This window comes from Luteimonas sp. 8-5 (assembly GCF_029763755.1).
GTDB lineage: Bacteria > Pseudomonadota > Gammaproteobacteria > Xanthomonadales > Xanthomonadaceae > Cognatiluteimonas.
This window is the reverse complement of sequence record NZ_JARUVM010000088.1, coordinates 1-16,834: the sequence shown is the minus strand read 5'-3', so window position 1 is coordinate 16,834 and position 16,834 is coordinate 1. Positions and strand designations below refer to the sequence as shown.

Sequence of the window (16,834 nt, the reverse complement as noted above, 5' to 3'; positions counted from 1 at the left end):
GGGCGGGGCGGTGCCGGCGCAGGTCGCGCGCGAGCGCGGCCTGTTCCCGGCGACCCCGGACATCCCCAGCGTACCGCCAATTGTTGAAACGCAGGATGAGCCGCTGCAGCGCCTCGTCGCCGCCGGCCGGGCCCGCGCCGATCCGCCGCGCCCAGTCGCCGGCCGGTTCGTGCGCGGCGCGGCCCAGTCCCGCGCGGGCGTAGCGCGCGCCCAGGCGGTGCCAGGCGCGCAGCACCGGATCGCGCTCGCGGCCGGTGCGCGCGGTCAGCCACAGCATCCACAGCAGCGCCAGCGCGGCGGTGAAGGCGAACAGTGCCGCCAACCGCGACGGCGGCAGCTCGCCCAGGCCCAGCGGTTGCAGCAGCTGGCGCTGGCGCGCGGCATCGAAGCCCAGGACGAAGTCGTTCCATCCGCGCCGCACCCAGTCGCCCAGGTCCAGCACCGGCGTCAGTCCGCGCAGCCCGCCGAGCACGCCTTCGGCGCCGGGCGCGCGGTCGGCCAGCGTGTCGTAGATGCGTTCGGGCGCCACCGCCGCGGTCGGATCCACGCGCACCCAGCCGCGCCCCTCCAGCCACACTTCGGCCCAGGCGTGGGCGTCGGAATTGCGCACCAGCCAATAGCCGCCGATCGGGTTGCGGTAGCCGCCGGCATAGCCGGTCACCACGCGCGCTGGAATGCCGGCGGCGCGCATCAGGACCACGAAGGCGGAGCTGAAGTGTTCGCAGAAGCCCTGCCTGGTGTCGAACAGGAATTCGTCCACCGCATGGCGGCCCGGCAACTCGGTGGCCAGGGTGTAGCCGAAGTCGGCGCGGATCATGTCCATCGCGCGCTGCACGATCGCCGCGTCGGTGGTGGCGTCCTGGGGGCCGGCTTCCTCGCGCCATTGCCGGCCCAGGGCAATGGTGCGCGGATTGAAGCCCGGCGGGAGCATCAGCGCCGCGCCGCGCAGCGTGCGCCGCAATTCCGGTTCGAACGCCACCGGCGGCGACGATTGCATGCGCCACCGGCTCAGCGCATGCAGGGGCCGCGCGCTGCGCAGTCCGTAGTCCTCCGACAGGCGCGTGCCGGCCGGTGCCGCAAGCGGCAGTTCCAGGGCGACGAGCTGGCGGCGATCGGTGGGTTCCAGTTCGAGTTCGTAGTCCCAGCGCACCGGGCCGCGTTGCACCGGTGCCGGCGGCACGTCGCGCAGCCCGCGCGCCTGTGTCCAGCGGCGGCCGTCGAAATGCCACAGCGTCGCGGCGCGCCAGTACATCTGCGACTGCGGCGGGGTCGCGCCGAAGAACTGCACGCGCATCGCGGTGCGGTCGTCGTTCATCAGGTCGATCCACTCGCCCGGTGCCATGTCGTCGGACAGGCCCGGACGCGCCATCGCCCGCTCCGGCACGCCCCACATCGGCGCGGCGAGCCGCGGAAACAGCCAGAACGCCGCCAGCGCCAGCGGCAGGCCGATCGCGATCAACCGCCACACGGTGGCCACGCGCCGCAGCGGCGGCATTGCCGGCGGGGGTTCGGCGACCGGGGGCAGGGGATCGAGTTCGGCCAGGCGCAGCAGCGCGGCCAAGGCCAGCGTGGCGCCGACCAGGCCCAGCGCGAGCGCGACCGGCCCCTGGTCGAGCAGGAACGTGGCGAACGGCGCGAACAGGGCGAAGCCGACCAGGCTGCGTGCATCGCGCAGGGTGAAGGTTTCGCCCGGCTTGATCGCGAGCATCGCCGCGAGCATGGCGCAGGCCGTATCGCGGCCGAAGCCGAAACGCGAGGTGGAAAGCACCGCGCCCACCAGGCCCAGCACGAGCAGCAGGCGCAACCATGCGGGCATCACCCGGCGCCAGGAGAGCAGTGCGACCACGACGGCGACGATGCCGATGCCCAGCGCCAGGGTGCCGGGCAACTGCAGCAGCAAGGGCAGCAGGCAGCTACCGGCCGCGGCCAGCGCCCAGTGCCGGCTCGAGGCATCCAGCAAGGGTGCGCGCACGCTCATGCCGGCAGCAGCGCCAGTGCGCGCAGGCAGGCATGCCGGTGCTGGCTGCCGGAACCCGGCCCCAGCGCGGGCATGCCCGGCAATTGCAGCCGGTAATGCCTGCCGTCGCGTTCGGCCTCGTCGACCCAGCGCGCCAGGCGGCGGATGCGCGCTTCGCGGTCCAGCGACGGCAACGCGTTCCAGTCGAGCACCACGTCGCTGCCCAGCGGCTGTTCGAATTCGCGCACCAGCAGGCTGTCGCGGCGTGCCGACGGCTTCCACGCGATCGCGCGGCGCGAATCGCCGCGGCGATAGGCGCGCAGGTGGTGGACGTCGTCCCCGGCCGGATCGATGCGCGCTGCCGATGCCTCGCCGTCGCCTTGCGGCAGCGGCGGTCCGTGCGTTTCCGGCGCCGGGTACACCAGCAGGCGCGTGTCCGGCCAGGCGTAGGCCCAGGCGCGCGCCACCCCGAGCGGACGCGTGGTGGAAATGCGCAGGCGGCCGGGATCCAGCCAGCCGCGTTGCACGGTGGGCAACGACAGCGTCGCCTGGCCCGCGCCGTCGGTAAGCGACAGCGTGGCCTCGGCAATGTCGGCGCCGTCGCCCGCCGCCACCCGCAGGCCGCGGCGCGCGCGACCTGCCTTCGCGCGCGCATGCACGCGCATGCGCAACGGCGTGCCGGCTGGCACCGGTTCTGCATCGATCGCGACGATCCCGAGTCCGGTCAATTGCAGGTGCGCGGCAAGCAGGCTGGCATTGGCCGCGCCGGCCAGCAGCAACGCCAGCAGCAGGGCCGGATTGTTGTTGTAGTTGAGCGCGCCCAGGCCCATCGCCAGCAGGAGCAGCGCGAAGAACAGGCCGAAGCGCGTCGGCAGCACGTAGACGCGATGGCGGTCGAGGGTGACCGGCAGTGCTTCGGGCTGGCGCGGTCGCGCCCATGCCCGGAAACGCCGGGCCAGTGGCGCCTGGCGCGGCCGCGCGGGCATTCAGTCCACCGCGACGGCGTGCAGGATCGCCTCCGCAAGGGCTGCGGCGTCGCCCGTGCCTGCGTCGGCGTCGGCCATCAGGCGGTGCGCAGCCACCGCACCGAACAGCGCCTGCACGTCCTCGGGCAACACGTGCGTGCGGCCCAGCAGCAACGCGTGCGCGCGCGACGCGCGCAGCAGCGCGATGCCGGCACGCGGCGACAGGCCGACGCGCACGCCCGGGTGCGCGCGGCTGCGGTTGAGCAGGGCCTGCACGTAGGACAGCAGTGCATCGCTGGCGTGCACCGACGACACTGCCGTGCGCAGCGACAGCACGTCCTCCGCGCCGAGCACCGGCATCGCCCGTGCGATCAGGTCGCGGCGGTCGGCGCCGGCCAGCAGCGCACGCTCGGCTTCCTCGCCCGGGTATCCCAGCGTCAGCCGCAGCAGGAAGCGGTCGAGCTGCGAGTCGGGCAGGGGATAGGTGCCCGACAGGTCCAGCGGATTCTGGGTGGCGATCACGAAGAACGGATCGGGCAGCGCGCGCGTGGTGCCGTCGACGGTGACCTGGTGCTCGGCCATCGCCTCGAGCAGCGCGCTTTGCGTGCGCGGCGGCGCGCGGTTGATCTCGTCGGCCAGGAGCACGTGGGCGAACACCGGCCCGGGATGGAACTCGAAGCGCCGCGCCTGTGCATCGAACACCGACACGCCGACGATGTCGGAAGGCAGCAGGTCGGAGGTGAACTGCACGCGCTGGAAGCCGAGCCCGAGGGTAGCCGCCAGCGCATGCGCCAGGGTGGTCTTGCCCAGGCCTGGCAGGTCCTCGATCAGCAGGTGGCCGTCGGACAGCAGGGCGACGAACGCCAGGCGCACCTCGCGCGGCTTGCCCAGTACCAGCGTGTTGACCTGTGCCAGCGCCCGGGACAGTGCGTCGCGCAGTGGGTCGGTTAGCATGATGCCGGCCGCTGTCGTGGACATGCGCCGAGTGTAACGAGGCACGCAACCATGCGGGAAGCGACAAGGGCTGCAGATCGGGCAAGGCCAGCTACTGCAAGGCAATGGTTCATCGGCCTGTGGGCGCTGCTGCTTGCGATCCGCCTGGTACTGGCGGATCGCCTGCCTCTGTTCGTCGACGAGGCCTTCTACTGGCAGGAAGGCATGCACCTGGCCTGGGCGTACTCGGACCTGCCGGGATTGTCGGCCTGGCTGGCCCGGCTGGGTACGGCCGTGGGCGGCCACCACCTGCTCGCCGTGCGCATGCCGGCGCTTTTGCTGGCGGCGTGGCTGCCATGGCTGGTGGTGCGGATCGCGCGGCGCGAATACGGCGAGTTGCAGGGCTGGGTTGCGGGAACCTTCGCCTTGCTGTTGCCGCTTGCAGGCAGCCTCGGCGTGCTTGCGTTGCCGGACGTGGCGATGGCCGTGGCCGGCCTGCTGTGCCTGGACGCCGGGTGCCGCCTGCTGCGCGCGTCCAGCGCGGGCGCCGCGTTGCAGCTCGCCCTGGGGCTGGTCGTCGGCGCGCTGGCGCACTACCGCTTCGCCGCCGTGATCGGCGTGGGCGGGCTGGTATTGCTGTCTTTGCCGCACGGACGCGCGATGCTGCGCGACCCGCGCGTGTGGCTGGCGATCGGCGCCGGTGCATTCGCGTGGTTGCCGCTGCTGGCGTGGAACCTGGACAACGCCGAAGCGGGCCTGCGTTTCCAGCTCGTCGATCGCCATCCCTGGTCCTTCCATCTGGACGGCATCGCCTTCCTGCCGGTGCAGGCGCTGCTGGTCACGCCACTGCTGCTGGGCGCGCTTGCGCACGCCGCATGGCGGCACTGGCGCAATCCCGATCCGGTCGCCGCCTGGCTGGCGCGCAACGGCGCGTTGCTGGTGCTTGGTTTTTTCCTGCTCGGTTTCTTTGCCGACAACGAGCGCGTCAGCTTCCACTGGCCGCTGCCGGGTTACCTGGCGTTGTTGCCGCTGCTGCCGGCGATCCTGGCGCGGTGGTCGCCTGCATGGCGGCGCGCGTGCGTGGCAATGGCGGCCATCGGCCTGGCGCTGCTGCTGGCAGGGTTCGCCGTCGCGTCCACGTCGTCGTTGCGGGCACGGCTGGCCGGCACCAAGGCGTGGCCGGGCAACTTCGCCGGGTGGGCGCCGCTTGCCGAAGCGGTGCGCGACATGCGCGCCAACATGCCGGCCGGAACACGCCTGGTGGCCGGCAGCTTCAAGGTCGGAGCCGAACTGGGCTTCGCACTCGGCGATCCGGACATCGCGGTGTTGCCGCATCCTCTCAACCGCCGGCACGGCCGGCAGCCGCAGTTGGCGCTATGGGGATTGCTGTCGGAGGATCGCGCCTCGCTGGGCCCGCAGCCGTTGCTGCTGGCGATCGCTGCGACGGACGTCGAATACAGGGATCTGCTGGCGCACTACCACGAGCTGTGCGAGCGGCTGGGTCCGTTGCCGCCGCCACGCGTGGTCAACGTCGACCACGGCGCGCAGCGTTTCCTGCTGTTCGCGCTGCCGGCGCAGGCGCAGGCAGGCAAGTGCACCACGCCGGCGATGGCGTGGATCGACGTGCCGGCGACGGGCACGCGGGTGGGCCCGCGATTCGACGTCGAAGGCTGGGCGTTCAAGGACGGCGTCGGCCTTGAAGCCGTCGAGGTCACGCTCGACGGCACGGTGGTCGCGCGTGCCGACTACGGCATCGCCAATCCGGGGGTAGCGTCGTTCTGGAAGATCTCCACCGATCCGCACCATCCGGCCGTGGGCTTCCGCGCGACGGTCGACGCCAGCGCCTTCCCACCCGGCCGCCACTGGCTCGGCCTCCGCCTGCACGCCCGCGACGGCACCACCGAACCCTGGCGCGAGCACCCCATCGATCTCGCCCCGTAGGAGCGCGCCTGGCGCGCGAAGGTATCTCGCGCGCTTACGCCCGGAGCACCTTCGCGGCCGAAGCATCGATCCACCCGCTTGGCTTAGCGTCGTGGAATGGGTTTGCCCAAGCCGGGACCGTCGGAGGCATGGATGCCGACGACGGTCCCGGCTTGGGCAAGGCCATTCCGCGGCGCCCCGCACGTGAGCGGGCGGTTCGCTTCCGGGACGCGCGCGAGGCGCGCTCCTACGGGAGGGGGAAGCCGGCCTGGCGGAGGAGGCGGGCGGTGGCGATCAGGGGCAGCCCGACGAGGGCCGTCGGGTCCTGCGACTCGATGGCCTCGAACAGCACGATGCCCAGCCCCTCCGACTTGAAACTGCCGGCGCAATCGAACGGCTGCTCGGCATCGACATAGCGGCTGATCTCGTCGTCGGACAGGTCGCGGAAACGCACCAGGGTGGTGTCCAGCGCGGAGAAGGCGCTGCCGTCGGCACGGGCCAGGCAGACGCCGGTGCGGAACGCGACCGCACGCCCGCGCATGCCCTGGAGCTGGGCGATGGCACGCTCGCGGCCGCCGGGCTTGCCCAGGGACATGCCTTCGAGTTCCGCCACCTGGTCCGAGCCCAGCACCCAGGCATCGGGGTGCCCGGCCGCCACGGCGGCCGCCTTGGCCGCGGCCAGGCGCCGGGCCAGGGCCGTGGGGACTTCGCCCGGCAGCGGCGTTTCGTCGGTCAGGGGGCGGGCCACGTCGAATGGCAGCCGCAGCCGTGCCAGCAGTTCGCGCCGGTAGGGCGAGGTGGAGGCGAGGACCAGCCGGGGCATGGGCGGCTCAGTGCACCGAGGGTGCGCGGGCGCGCTCGATCTTCAGCAGTTGCTGGTCGATCTTCACGCGCCCGGCGACGATCGAATCGCGCACCTGCCCCAGTTGTTCCAGCGAGGCGTCCTGGCCGTGCTGCTGCAGCCACAGGCGCTGGCGCAGCATCTCCTGCATGGCTTCACGCACCGGGTTGCCGTCGCTGCCCGCCACCGCCTCGATCTCTGAACGGGCCGTGCGCAACCGCTCCTCGAGGGCGTCGGCGGCGTCCAGCACCTGGGAAAGGGCCCGCTGGCGCCGCCCGGCGCGCCGGCGCCAGGCGATGAATGCGACAATGAGCAGGGCCGTCGCGAGCAGCGACACGAGAGCAGCGGTCACGGGCGGTTCCGGGCCGGGTGGACGCCCAGTCTGACGCGGGCCCTCGCGAGGGGCAAATCCCCCGGCCAGGCAAGGACTTGGGTTTGACAGAAAGCCTTGCGACCTCTAACATTTTCCGGCTTATGTCCGCGGAATTGCCCGAGGTGCTGGACGCCTGGCGCATGGTGACCGCAAGGCGGTGTTTCGAAGGAACGCTGCCATTGTCGTCCATGTCGCGCCTGCGCGACTCGTTGTGCGACGAAGCGGGCGAGGTGCGCTACCAGATCGGTTTCGACCGCGATGCCCTGCAGGTCCCCTACGTGGAGCTGCGGATCCAGGCGTCGCTGCCGCTGGTCTGCCAGCGCACCTTGCAGCCCTTCCTGCAGCCGGTGCAGGTGGAGCAGCGGCTTGCGCTGCTGCCCGCCGACACCGACCTGGAAGCAGCCGAAGCCGGGTTGCCCCCCGGTTACGAGCCGCTCCCGGTCCCGGCCGACGGAGCGCTGCGGCCGGCGGAGCTGGTCGAGGACGAACTGATCCTCGCCGTTCCGGTGGTGCCGATCTCGCCCGGCAGCGAAGCGCTGGAGCAGGAATGGCCCGCCACGGCGGAGGAATTGCAGGAGGCCAGCCCGTTCGCGGCGCTGGCGGCGCTGAAGAAGCGCGATCGATAGACAACGATTTGCAGATTTTCATCAACGAATTCGAAGCTGGAGCAAGACCATGGCTGTGCAGAAGTCCCGCGTTTCCCCGTCCCGCCGTGGCATGCGCCGCGCCCATGACGCCCTGACCGCCAAGCAGCTGGCCACCGACCCGACCACGGGCGAGACCCACCTGCGCCACCACGTCACCGCCGACGGCTACTACCGCGGCAAGCAGGTGGTGGCCCCGAAGACGAAGATCGTCGACGAAGAGTGAGCACGACCTACGCTCGCATCGCGGGCACCGGCAGCTACCTGCCGGAGAAGGTGCTGACCAACGACGACCTGGCGAAGTTCGTCGATACCAGCGACGAGTGGATCGTCTCGCGCACCGGTATCCGTGAGCGCCATGTCGCCGCCGACGGCGAGACCACGGGCGACCTGGCCTACCACGCCGCCGTGCGCGCCATGGAGGCCGCCGGCGTCGATGCGTCCGAGCTCGACCTGATCGTGCTCGGCACGACCACGCCGGACCTGGTCTTCCCCTCGACCGCGTGCCTGCTGCAACACCGCCTGGGCGCCAACGGCTGCCCGGCGTTCGACGTCAACGCCGCCTGCTCGGGCTTCATCTACGCGTTGTCGGTCGCCGACAAGTTCATCCGTTCCGGCGCGGTGAAGACCGCGCTGGTGGTGGGCGCCGAAACGCTCACCCGCATGCTCGACTGGAACGACCGCAGCACCTGCGTGCTGTTCGGCGACGGTGCCGGCGCGGTCGTGCTCAAGGCCGATGCCGAATCGGGCATCCTCAGCACCCACCTGCACGCCGACGGCGGCAAGAAGGAACTGCTGTGGAACCCGGTCGGCGTCTCGGTCGGCTTCAAGCCCGGCGAGCACAACGCGGGCGTCAAGGTGCTGATGACCGGCAACGAGGTCTTCAAGCACGCCGTCAAGGCGCTCGACGGCGTGGTCGAGGAAACCCTGGAAGCCAACGGCCTGGATCGCCACGAGATCGATTGGCTGATCCCGCACCAGGCGAACCTGCGCATCATCGAAGCGACCGCCAAGCGGCTGGAAATGCCGATGGACCGCGTCGTGGTCACCGTCGACAGGCATGGCAACACGTCCTCGGGCTCGGTGCCGCTGGCGCTGGACGAGGCGGTGCGCTCGGGCAGGATCGAGCGCGGCCAGCTCGTGCTGCTGGAAGCGTTCGGCGGCGGCTTCACCTGGGGCTCGGCGCTGCTGCGCTACTGAAGGGTACATACGCCGCGGTACAGACAATCGCGGAACATGGCCTTTATCATGCGCGTCCCGCAGCTTTTGCCGGCTTGCTCCCAGTAGCCCATGACCAATCCACTCGCCTTCGTCTTTCCCGGCCAGGGATCGCAATTCCCGGGCATGCTCGCCGAGCTCGCCGCCGCGCATCCGCTGGTGGCCGAGGCTTTCGGCGAAGCGTCCGAGGGCGCGGGCGTCGACCTGTGGGCGCTGTCGCGTGAAGGCGACGAGGAAACGCTCAACCGCACCGAGTTCACCCAGCCGGCGCTGCTCGCCGCAGGCGTCGCCTGCTGGCGCGTGTGGCAGCGGCAGGGCGGCTCGATGCCGGCGCTGCTGGCAGGCCATAGCCTTGGCGAGTACAGCGCGCTGGTCGCAGCCGGTGCGCTTTCGCTGCACGACGGAGCGCGCCTGGTGCGCAAGCGCGGCCAGCTGATGCAGGACGCCGCGCCCGCCGGCACCGGTGCGATGGCCGCCGTGCTCGGCGCCGAGGATGCAGTCGTTGCCGAGGCGTGCCGCGAGGCCTCCGGCGACGAGGTCGTCGTCCCGGCCAATTTCAATTCCCCCGGCCAGGTGGTCATCGGCGGCCACGCGGCCGCGGTCGACCGCGCGCTGGCGCTGCTGGCCGAGCGTGGCGTGCGCAAGGCGGTGAAGCTGGCCGTCAGCGTGCCCTCGCACACGCCGCTGATGCGCGAGGCCGCGAACCGCCTGTCGGAAACCATGGGCGCGCTGCGCTGGCACGAACCGAAGCTGCCGGTGGTGCAGAACGTCGACGCCGAGGTGCACGAAGGCATCCAGTCGATCCGCGACGCGCTGGTGCGCCAGCTGTACCTGCCGGTGCAGTGGACCAGTTGCGTGCAGGCGCTCGCCGCGCGCGGCGCGACCCGGGTGGCCGAGTGCGGCCCCGGCAAGGTCCTGTCCGGCCTGTGCAAGCGCATCGACAAGTCCCTCGACGCCCGACCCTTGGGCACGCCGGCCGATTTCGAATCCGCGCTGGCGGACTGGAAGTAAGGAGTTCGCGATGACGAAGGTATTGCAGGGTGAAGTGGCACTGGTCACGGGCGCGAGCCGCGGGATCGGGGCAGCGATCGCCGACGAGCTGGCCGCGCAGGGCGCGACCGTGATCGGTACGGCGACGTCGGACTCCGGCGCCGCCGCGATCGGCGATCGCCTGGCGCCGCTGGGCGGACACGGCCGCAAGCTCGACGTCACCGATGCCGCCGCGGTCGATGCGCTGGTCGACGCCATCGGCAAGGAGTTCGGCTCGATCACCATCCTCGTCAACAACGCCGGCATCACCCGCGACAACCTGTTGCTGCGGATGAAGGACGAGGAATGGAACGACATCCTCGACACCAACCTGAGCAGCGTGTTCCGCACCTGCAAGGCCGTCATGCGCGGGATGATGAAGGCGCGCAAGGGCCGCATCATCAACATCGCCTCGGTGATCGGCGTGACCGGCAACGCCGGCCAGGCCAACTACGCCGCGGCCAAGGCCGGCATCATCGCCTTCAGCAAATCGCTGGCCAAGGAAATCGGCAGCCGCGGCGTGACCGTCAACGTCGTCGCCCCGGGCTTCATCGACACCGACATGACCCGTGCATTGCCCGAAGCCACGCGCGAAGGCCTGCTCGGCCAGATCGCACTGGCCCGCCTGGGCGAACCTGCCGACATCGCCCGTGCGGTATCGTTCCTGGCAGGACCCTCGGCGGCATACATCACCGGCGAAACCCTGCACGTCAACGGCGGCATGTACATGCCGTAGACAGGGCGTGACGGCACCGCAAGAAGAGCATCCAAGTTACTGAACCGAAAGGCCTTGCCAGGGCATTCACCGGGGCCCCGGCTTTCCCTTACACTATCCGTCTGAACAGACTCCCGGGAGGAGCGAACACCCATGAGCAGCATCGAAGAGCGCGTCAAGAAGATCGTCGTCGAACAACTGGGCGTCAAGGAAGAAGAGGTGACCAACAGCGCTTCGTTCGTCGATGATCTCGGCGCCGACTCGCTCGACACCGTCGAACTGGTCATGGCCCTCGAAGAGGAATTCGAGTGCGAGATCCCGGACGAGGAAGCCGAGAAGATCACCTCCGTGCAGCAGGCGATCGACTACGTCAAGGCGCACGTCAAGGGGTAATCCCCTGCGTACCCTCGACCACTGCACGGGGCCGCATTAGCGGCCCCGTGCATTTGCAAACCAGGAGTTGGAAATGTCCAGACGTCGCGTCGCCGTCACCGGCCTCGGCATCCTGTCGCCGCTTGGCAACGACCTGAGCAGCAGCTGGGACGGCATCGTCCACGGCCGATCCGGCATCGGCCCGATCACCCACTTCGACGCGTCCGCGTTCCCGACCCGGATCTCGGGCGAAGTGCGCGGCTTCGACCCTGCGCAGTGGATCCCCGCGAAGGACATCAAGAAGATGGATCCCTTCGTGCACTACGGCGTGGCGGCCGCGCTGATGGCGATCGCCGACTCGGGCATCGCGATCGAGGGCGAAGCGGCCGAACGCATCGGCGTGGCCATCGGCGCCGGCATCGGTGGCCTGAAGGGCATCGAGGAGACCACGCTCAAGCAGGCCGAGGGCGGCCCGCGCAAGGTCTCGCCGTTCTACGTGCCCAGCACCATCATCAACATGGTCGCCGGACAGGTCTCGATCCTGACCGGGGCCAAGGGCCCGAACATCGCCGCGGTCACCGCGTGCACCACGGCCACCCACAACATCGGCCTGGCGATGCGCATGATCCAGTACGGCGAGGCCGACGCGATGATCGCCGGCGGCGCCGAGTACGCGACCACGCCGACCTCGCTGGGCGGCTTCTGCGCGATGAAGGCACTGTCGACCCGCAACGACGAACCGGAGAAGGCCTCGCGGCCGTGGGACAAGGGTCGCGACGGCTTCGTCATGGGCGACGGCGCGGGCATCCTGGTGCTCGAGGACTACGACAAGGCGAAGGCGCGCGGCGCGCGCATCTACTGCGAGCTGATCGGCTTCGGCATGAGCGGCGACGCCTACCACATGACCGCCCCGAGCGAGAGCGGCGAAGGCGCCGCACGCTGCATGCGCAATGCGATCAAGGACGCGGGCATCGACCCGGGCCAGGTCGGCTACATCAACGCGCATGGCACCTCCACGCCGGCCGGCGACCTGGCCGAGACGCTGGCGGTCAAGGCCGCGCTGGGCGACCACGCCTACAAGACGATGGTCAGCTCGACCAAGTCGATGACCGGCCACCTGCTGGGCGCCGCCGGCGGCGTCGAGGCGGTGTTCTCGGCGATGGCGCTGCACACCGGCGTGATCCCGCCGACCATCAACCTGGACGATCCGTCCGAGGGCTGCGACCTCGACTACGTGCCGCACGTCGCGCGCGAAGCGAAGGTGGACATCGCCATGTCCAATTCCTTCGGCTTCGGCGGCACCAACGGCACGCTGGTGTTCCGCCGCGCCTGACGGCGGCGCCATGCTCGCCACCCGCAACCTCGGCGCCGCGGGCGACCTGCTGGCGCTGCAGCGGCTGGCGCCCGTACGCTACCCGCTGCTGCTGGAATCGTCTGCGGCGGGCACAGCGCAGGGGCGCTGGGACATCCTGCTGGCCGCCAGCGGCGAATCGCTGGCGCTGGATGCCGAAGGCCGCTTGCATCGCGAGGACGGCAGCGTTGCCCGGGGCGACTTCCTGGCGGCGCTGGATGCGCAATGGCGCGAGCTGCGCCTGCCGCGCGAAGAGCCGCGCTGGCCGTTCCGCGGCGGCTGGGCACTGCTGCTGGCCTACGAACTGGCCGCGCAGGTCGAGCCGGTGCTGCGCATGCCGCCTGCGCCCGGTGGATTGCCGCTCGCCCTGGCGCTGCGCTGCCCGGCGGCGGTGCTGCGCGACCGCGCCAGCGGCGATTGCGTGGTCGTTGCCGAGTCCGGGCACGCCGCCATGCTCGACGCCATCGAATCCGACCTGGCCGCGGCGGCGCGGTTGCCGCCGTTGCCGGGATGGTCGCCCCCCTCGGAAGTCGCCGAAGACCCGCCGCATCGCTACACCGGCGGCGTCGCGCGCATCCTCGAATACCTGGCCGCCGGCGACGTCTTCCAGGTCAACCTGTCGCGCGCCTGGCAGGCCCGCTTCGAGCGCGCGCCCGAACCCGCCGCGCTGTTCGAGCGCCTGCGCCTGCACAACCCGGCGCCGTTCGCGGGCGTGTTCGCGGGCGAAGACTGGGCGGTCGTCAGCGCCTCACCCGAACGCCTGGTCTCGGTACGCGGCGATGTCGTGGAGACCCGTCCCATCGCCGGCACGCGCCCGCGCTTCGACGGCGACGACGATGCCGAGCGCATCCGCGACCTGGTCGGCAATCCCAAGGAGCGCGCCGAGCACGTGATGCTCATCGACCTGGAGCGCAACGACCTGGGACGCGTCTGCCAGCCCGGCAGCGTCGAGGTCGACGAGCTGATGACGGTGGAAAGCTACGCCCACGTCCACCACATCGTCAGCAACGTGCGCGGACGCTTGCGCGAAGGCGTGGCGCCGGGCGAGGCCATCCGCGCCGTGTTTCCCGGCGGCACCATCACCGGCTGCCCGAAGGTGCGCTGCATGCAGGTGATCGCCGAACTCGAAGGGCAGGGCCGCGGCGCCTATACCGGCGCGTTCGGCTGGCTCAACCGCGACGGCGACCTCGATCTCAACATCCTGATCCGCAGCGCCGAACTCCAGGGCGACACGTTGCGCTTCCGCACCGGCGCCGGCATCGTCGCCGACTCCGATCCCGCGCGCGAGCTCGACGAGACCCGGGCCAAGGCGCGCGGCATGCTGCGTGCGCTGGGGGTGCGCGGATGACCGACCGCGGCCAGGCCTACGGCGACGGCTTGTTCGAAACCATGCGAGTGCATCGCGGCCAGGTGCCGTGGTGGGAGGCGCACTGGGCGCGCCTGGCATCGGGCGGGCAACGCCTGCGGATCGCCTTGCCCGCGCAGGAGCAGGTGCGTGCGCAAGCAGCCGTATTGTTCGCCGATGGCGGCGACGGCGTGCTCAAGCTGCTGGTCGTGCGTGGCGGCGGCGCGCGCGGCTACGCTTCGCCGCCCGATGCCGAAACGCAGTGGAAGCTCGAACGCCATCCGTTGCCGCCAGCCGCCCCCGGCCCGTTGCGTGTGCACTGGTGCGAGACCCGCCTGGCGGTGCAGCCGCTGCTGGCCGGGATCAAGCATTGCAATCGCCTGGAGCAGGTGCTGGCACGCGCCGAATGCGTCGATGCCGGTGCCGATGAAGGCCTGGTCCGGGATACCGACGGCAACGTGGTGTCGGCCACCAGCGCCAACCTGTTCGTGTTGCGCGGCGGCGCCTGGTCGACGCCGCCGCTGCAGCGCTGCGGCGTCGCCGGCACCTGCCGTGCTGCATTGATGGCGCCGCTGGATGCGCGCGAACAGCCACTGGGCGTCGCCGCCGTGGAATCGGCCGAGGCGGTTTTCCTGTGCAACGCGGTGCGCGGTATCCTGCCGGTCGCAAGCATCGGTGCGCGCCGATGGCCATTGCATCCGGCGATCGCCGCGGCCCGGCGCGCGCTGGCGACCCTGCATCCCGGCTTCGATCCGGAACTGGAGTGAACGTGGTCCGTTTCGTGGTGTTCGCATTGAGTGCATTGCTGGCTGGCGCGGTCGCCTGGTGGGCGTTCGACCGCTACACCGGCTTCGCCGACGCGCCGGTGGCGGGCATCGAACGCGACGCCAGCCTGGTGGTGGAGCGTGGCGACTCCTTCGCCGGCGTGCTGGGCAAGTTGCACGCGCTCGGGGTCGAACCGGAGCGCGACCTCGAATGGCGCCTGCTGGCCCGGCAGATGGGCGTGGCCGGCCGCCTGCAGGTCGGCGAGTACGCACTGGAACCCGGCATCACGCCGCGCCAGCTGCTGCAGCGCATGCACGACGGCAAGGTGGTGCGCCACCGTTTCACCATCGTCGAGGGCTGGAACCTGCGCGAACTGCGCGCCGCCCTGGCCAGGGCCGAACCGCTGGTCCAGGAAGCCGCGTCCATGGACGATGCCGCGCTCGCCGAAGCGCTCGGCCGTGCCGGAATGCACCTGGAAGGCCGGTTCCTGCCCGAGACCTACCTGTATACGCGCGGCGACAGCGATCTCGACCTGCTGCAGCGCGCATGGGCCGCGATGGAAACCACGCTCGACGCCGCCTGGGATTCGCGCTTGCCCGGGCTGCCGCTGAAGGACAAGGAAGAAGCGCTGGTCCTGGCCTCGATCATCGAGAAGGAAACCGGCGTGGCCGAGGAGCGGCCGCAGATCGCCGGCGTGTTCGTGCGCCGGCTCGAACTGGGCATGAAACTGCAGACCGATCCGACCGTGATCTACGGCATGGGCGAGCGTTACACCGGCAACATCCGGCGCACGGACCTGGACACCGACACGCCATACAACACCTACACCCGCACCGGGCTGCCGCCCACGCCGATCGCGATGCCCGGCGCGCATGCAGTGCACGCGGCCACCCATCCGGCACCGGGCGACACGCTGTATTTCGTCGCCGTCGGCGACGGCAGCGGCCGCCACGTCTTCACCCGCTCGCTGCGCGAACACCAGGCTGCCGTGCGCGAATACCTGCAGCGCTACCGCGCCCAGCGCAAGGCGCAGGCGCAATGACGGCGGCTCCAATCAAGTCGGTTCCCGTGCATCCGCGCTTCGTGTCGCTGGAAGGCGGCGAGGGCGCCGGCAAGACCACCGTGCTCGAAGCCCTGCGCGCCGAGCTGCAGGCCGGCGGCGAGGAAGTGGTGTGCACCCGCGAGCCCGGCGGCACGCCGCTGGCCGAACGTATCCGCGAGCTGCTGCTCGATCCCTCGCACGAACCGCCGGCGGCGGAAACCGAACTGCTGCTGATGTTCGCCGCGCGCGCCCAGCACGTGCGCGAGACCATCCTGCCGGCGCTGGAGCGCGGCGCGTGGGTACTCAGCGACCGCTTCACCGATTCCAGCCACGCTTACCAGGGCGCCGGCCGCGGCCTGGACGCGGCTCTGATCGACACGCTCGAGCGCCAGGTCGTCGGCATCCGTCCCGGCCTGACGCTGTTGCTCGACCTGGGCGTGGACGAGGGCCGCGAGCGCACGCGCGGCCGCGATTTGTATCCCGACCGGATCGAGCGGGAGCACGACGCTTTCTTCGAGCGCGTGCGCCAAGCCTTCCTCGCGCGCGCGGCCGCCGATCCGGCGCGCATGCGCGTGGTCGACGCCCCGCGGCCGGCCGCGGAGGTCGCCGCCGACGCCACCGCCGTGTTGCGCCAATGGCGGGCCGGGCAATGAGCGCGGCCATCGGCGGCCCGCTCGCGCCCTGGCAGCAGCGCATCTACACCCAGGCCGCTGCCGCCCTCGAGAGCGGACGCCTGGGCCACGCCTTGCTGTTCCGCGGTCCGGAACGCCTGGGCAAGGGCGCCGTCGCGCGCGCGCTGGCGAGACGCCTGCTGTGCGAATCGCGCACGCCCGGTGGCGATGCCTGCGGCCGCTGCCGCGGCTGCCAGTTGTTCGCGGCCGGCTCGCATCCGGACTACCACGAGGTGTCCTTCATCCCGGTCAAGGACGGCAGCCGCCTGCGCACCGAACTGATCGTCGATCAGATGCGCGAGTTGTCCGGCCAGCTCGCGCTGACCCCGCAGTACGGCGGCGCCCAGGTGGCGATCATCGATCCGGCCGACGCGCTCAACAGCGCCGCGGCCAATGCGCTGCTCAAGACGCTGGAGGAACCGCAGCCCGGTCGCTACCTGTGGCTGGTCGCGGCCGAGCCGGCGCGCCTGCCGGCGACGATCCGCAGCCGCTGCCAGAACCTCGAGTTCCGCCTGCCGCCGCAAACCGAAGCGCTGGCCTGGCTGCGCGCGCAGGGCCACGACGAGCGCACCGCTGCCGAAGCGCTGGTGGCCGCCCGCGGCCATCCCGGCCTGGCCGCCGCCTGGCTCTCCGACGGCAGCCTGGCCCTGCGCAGGGACGTGGTGGCCGACCTGGCGGCGCTGGACCGCGGTG

General features: G+C 71.1%; 18 protein-coding genes. 13 read left to right on the top strand and 5 right to left on the bottom strand.

Annotated elements, in window-relative coordinates; translation table 11 throughout:
- The 3 genes from QAA18_RS09700 to QAA18_RS09690 form a co-directional block, all read right to left on the bottom strand.
- The coding region (locus tag QAA18_RS09700; protein WP_279412725.1) for a DUF3488 and transglutaminase-like domain-containing protein at positions 1-1,978 on the bottom strand (1,978 nt) is incomplete at its 3' end.
- Positions 1,975-2,943: a DUF58 domain-containing protein gene (locus QAA18_RS09695; protein ID WP_279412724.1), complete on the bottom strand. Its 969-nt coding sequence runs from the start codon at positions 2,941-2,943 to the stop codon at positions 1,975-1,977. The genes QAA18_RS09700 and QAA18_RS09695, both read right to left, overlap by 4 nt.
- Positions 2,944-3,900, bottom strand: a complete 957-nt coding sequence (locus QAA18_RS09690; protein ID WP_279412723.1) for a MoxR family ATPase — start codon at positions 3,898-3,900, stop codon at positions 2,944-2,946.
- A gap of 27 nt (positions 3,901-3,927) precedes the next feature.
- Between QAA18_RS09690 and QAA18_RS09685 the strand changes: the two genes are divergently transcribed.
- Positions 3,928-5,796, top strand: coding sequence for a glycosyltransferase family 39 protein (locus tag QAA18_RS09685; RefSeq protein WP_279412722.1), 1,869 nt, complete (start codon positions 3,928-3,930; stop codon positions 5,794-5,796).
- A 226-nt stretch (positions 5,797-6,022) separates the two neighbouring features.
- Here the strand turns inward: QAA18_RS09685 and QAA18_RS09680 are convergent, their stop codons facing one another.
- Both QAA18_RS09680 and QAA18_RS09675 read right to left on the bottom strand, forming a co-directional pair.
- A complete protein-coding gene (locus tag QAA18_RS09680) occupies positions 6,023-6,598 on the bottom strand; it encodes a Maf family nucleotide pyrophosphatase (RefSeq protein ID WP_279412721.1) in 576 nt (191 codons plus the stop codon).
- A gap of 7 nt (positions 6,599-6,605) precedes the next feature.
- On the bottom strand, positions 6,606-6,968 hold the full coding sequence (locus tag QAA18_RS09675; protein WP_279412720.1) for a hypothetical protein: 363 nt from the start codon (positions 6,966-6,968) through the stop codon (positions 6,606-6,608).
- 122 nt (positions 6,969-7,090) lie between these two features.
- Here QAA18_RS09675 and QAA18_RS09670 point away from each other — a divergent pair, with 122 nt between their 5' ends.
- The 12 genes from QAA18_RS09670 to holB form a co-directional block, all read left to right on the top strand.
- Positions 7,091-7,615 (top strand): YceD family protein, encoded by a 525-nt coding sequence (locus QAA18_RS09670; protein WP_279412719.1) that lies wholly within the window; start codon positions 7,091-7,093, stop codon positions 7,613-7,615.
- Positions 7,616-7,664: 49 nt separating this feature from the next.
- Positions 7,665-7,859 carry a 50S ribosomal protein L32 gene (gene rpmF, locus QAA18_RS09665; protein WP_279412718.1) on the top strand — a complete coding sequence of 65 codons (195 nt, stop codon included), beginning with the start codon at positions 7,665-7,667 and terminating at the stop codon, positions 7,857-7,859.
- The gene (locus QAA18_RS09660) at positions 7,856-8,833 is read left to right on the top strand and encodes a ketoacyl-ACP synthase III (RefSeq protein WP_279412717.1); all 978 of its coding nucleotides are present in this window, start codon (positions 7,856-7,858) and stop codon (positions 8,831-8,833) included. The genes rpmF and QAA18_RS09660 overlap by 4 nt, the downstream gene beginning before the upstream one ends.
- A 90-nt stretch (positions 8,834-8,923) precedes the next feature.
- Entirely contained in the window at positions 8,924-9,862 is a 939-nt protein-coding gene (fabD, locus tag QAA18_RS09655; protein ID WP_279412716.1) for an ACP S-malonyltransferase, read from the top strand.
- Positions 9,863-9,872: 10 nt separating this feature from the next.
- Positions 9,873-10,616, top strand: a complete 744-nt coding sequence (gene fabG, locus QAA18_RS09650; protein WP_279412715.1) for a 3-oxoacyl-ACP reductase FabG — start codon at positions 9,873-9,875, stop codon at positions 10,614-10,616.
- A 132-nt stretch (positions 10,617-10,748) separates the two neighbouring features.
- Positions 10,749-10,988, top strand: coding sequence for an acyl carrier protein (acpP, locus tag QAA18_RS09645; RefSeq protein WP_279412714.1), 240 nt, complete (start codon positions 10,749-10,751; stop codon positions 10,986-10,988).
- A gap of 73 nt (positions 10,989-11,061) precedes the next feature.
- Positions 11,062-12,300: a beta-ketoacyl-ACP synthase II gene (gene fabF / locus QAA18_RS09640; RefSeq protein WP_279412713.1), complete on the top strand. Its 1,239-nt coding sequence runs from the start codon at positions 11,062-11,064 to the stop codon at positions 12,298-12,300.
- A 10-nt stretch (positions 12,301-12,310) separates the two neighbouring features.
- Positions 12,311-13,666, top strand: coding sequence for an aminodeoxychorismate synthase component I (locus QAA18_RS09635; RefSeq protein ID WP_279412712.1), 1,356 nt, complete (start codon positions 12,311-12,313; stop codon positions 13,664-13,666).
- Positions 13,663-14,430 (top strand): aminodeoxychorismate lyase, encoded by a 768-nt coding sequence (gene pabC, locus QAA18_RS09630; RefSeq protein WP_279412711.1) that lies wholly within the window; start codon positions 13,663-13,665, stop codon positions 14,428-14,430. Before QAA18_RS09635 ends, pabC begins: the two co-directional genes overlap by 4 nt.
- On the top strand, positions 14,427-15,470 hold the full coding sequence (gene mltG, locus QAA18_RS09625) for an endolytic transglycosylase MltG (protein ID WP_279412710.1): 1,044 nt from the start codon (positions 14,427-14,429) through the stop codon (positions 15,468-15,470). The genes pabC and mltG overlap by 4 nt, the downstream gene beginning before the upstream one ends.
- Positions 15,467-16,123 carry a dTMP kinase gene (gene tmk / locus QAA18_RS09620; protein ID WP_279412709.1) on the top strand — a complete coding sequence of 219 codons (657 nt, stop codon included), beginning with the start codon at positions 15,467-15,469 and terminating at the stop codon, positions 16,121-16,123. Before mltG ends, tmk begins: the two co-directional genes overlap by 4 nt.
- Positions 16,120-16,834, top strand: a 715-nt coding sequence (gene holB / locus QAA18_RS09615; RefSeq protein WP_279412708.1) for a DNA polymerase III subunit delta', incomplete at its 3' end; no start/stop codon positions are given. The genes tmk and holB, both read left to right, overlap by 4 nt.

What these genes read in the sequence shown, in the direction of transcription:
- acpP (WP_279412714.1), top strand. Translation starts at nt 10,749, where the DNA reads ATGAGCAGCATCGAAGAGCGCGTCAAGAAGATCGTCGTCGAACAACTG.
- QAA18_RS09635 (WP_279412712.1), top strand. Translation starts at nt 12,311, where the DNA reads ATGCTCGCCACCCGCAACCTCGGCGCCGCGGGCGACCTGCTGGCGCTG.
- tmk (WP_279412709.1), top strand. Translation starts at nt 15,467, where the DNA reads ATGACGGCGGCTCCAATCAAGTCGGTTCCCGTGCATCCGCGCTTCGTG.
- QAA18_RS09685 (WP_279412722.1), top strand. Translation starts at nt 3,928, where the DNA reads ATGCGGGAAGCGACAAGGGCTGCAGATCGGGCAAGGCCAGCTACTGCA.
- QAA18_RS09690 (WP_279412723.1), bottom strand. Translation starts at nt 3,900, where the DNA reads ATGTCCACGACAGCGGCCGGCATCATGCTAACCGACCCACTGCGCGAC.
- pabC (WP_279412711.1), top strand. Translation starts at nt 13,663, where the DNA reads ATGACCGACCGCGGCCAGGCCTACGGCGACGGCTTGTTCGAAACCATG.
- fabG (WP_279412715.1), top strand. Translation starts at nt 9,873, where the DNA reads ATGACGAAGGTATTGCAGGGTGAAGTGGCACTGGTCACGGGCGCGAGC.
- QAA18_RS09680 (WP_279412721.1), bottom strand. Translation starts at nt 6,598, where the DNA reads ATGCCCCGGCTGGTCCTCGCCTCCACCTCGCCCTACCGGCGCGAACTG.
- fabD (WP_279412716.1), top strand. Translation starts at nt 8,924, where the DNA reads ATGACCAATCCACTCGCCTTCGTCTTTCCCGGCCAGGGATCGCAATTC.
- QAA18_RS09670 (WP_279412719.1), top strand. Translation starts at nt 7,091, where the DNA reads ATGTCCGCGGAATTGCCCGAGGTGCTGGACGCCTGGCGCATGGTGACC.
- rpmF (WP_279412718.1), top strand. Translation starts at nt 7,665, where the DNA reads ATGGCTGTGCAGAAGTCCCGCGTTTCCCCGTCCCGCCGTGGCATGCGC.
- fabF (WP_279412713.1), top strand. Translation starts at nt 11,062, where the DNA reads ATGTCCAGACGTCGCGTCGCCGTCACCGGCCTCGGCATCCTGTCGCCG.
- QAA18_RS09695 (WP_279412724.1), bottom strand. Translation starts at nt 2,943, where the DNA reads ATGCCCGCGCGGCCGCGCCAGGCGCCACTGGCCCGGCGTTTCCGGGCA.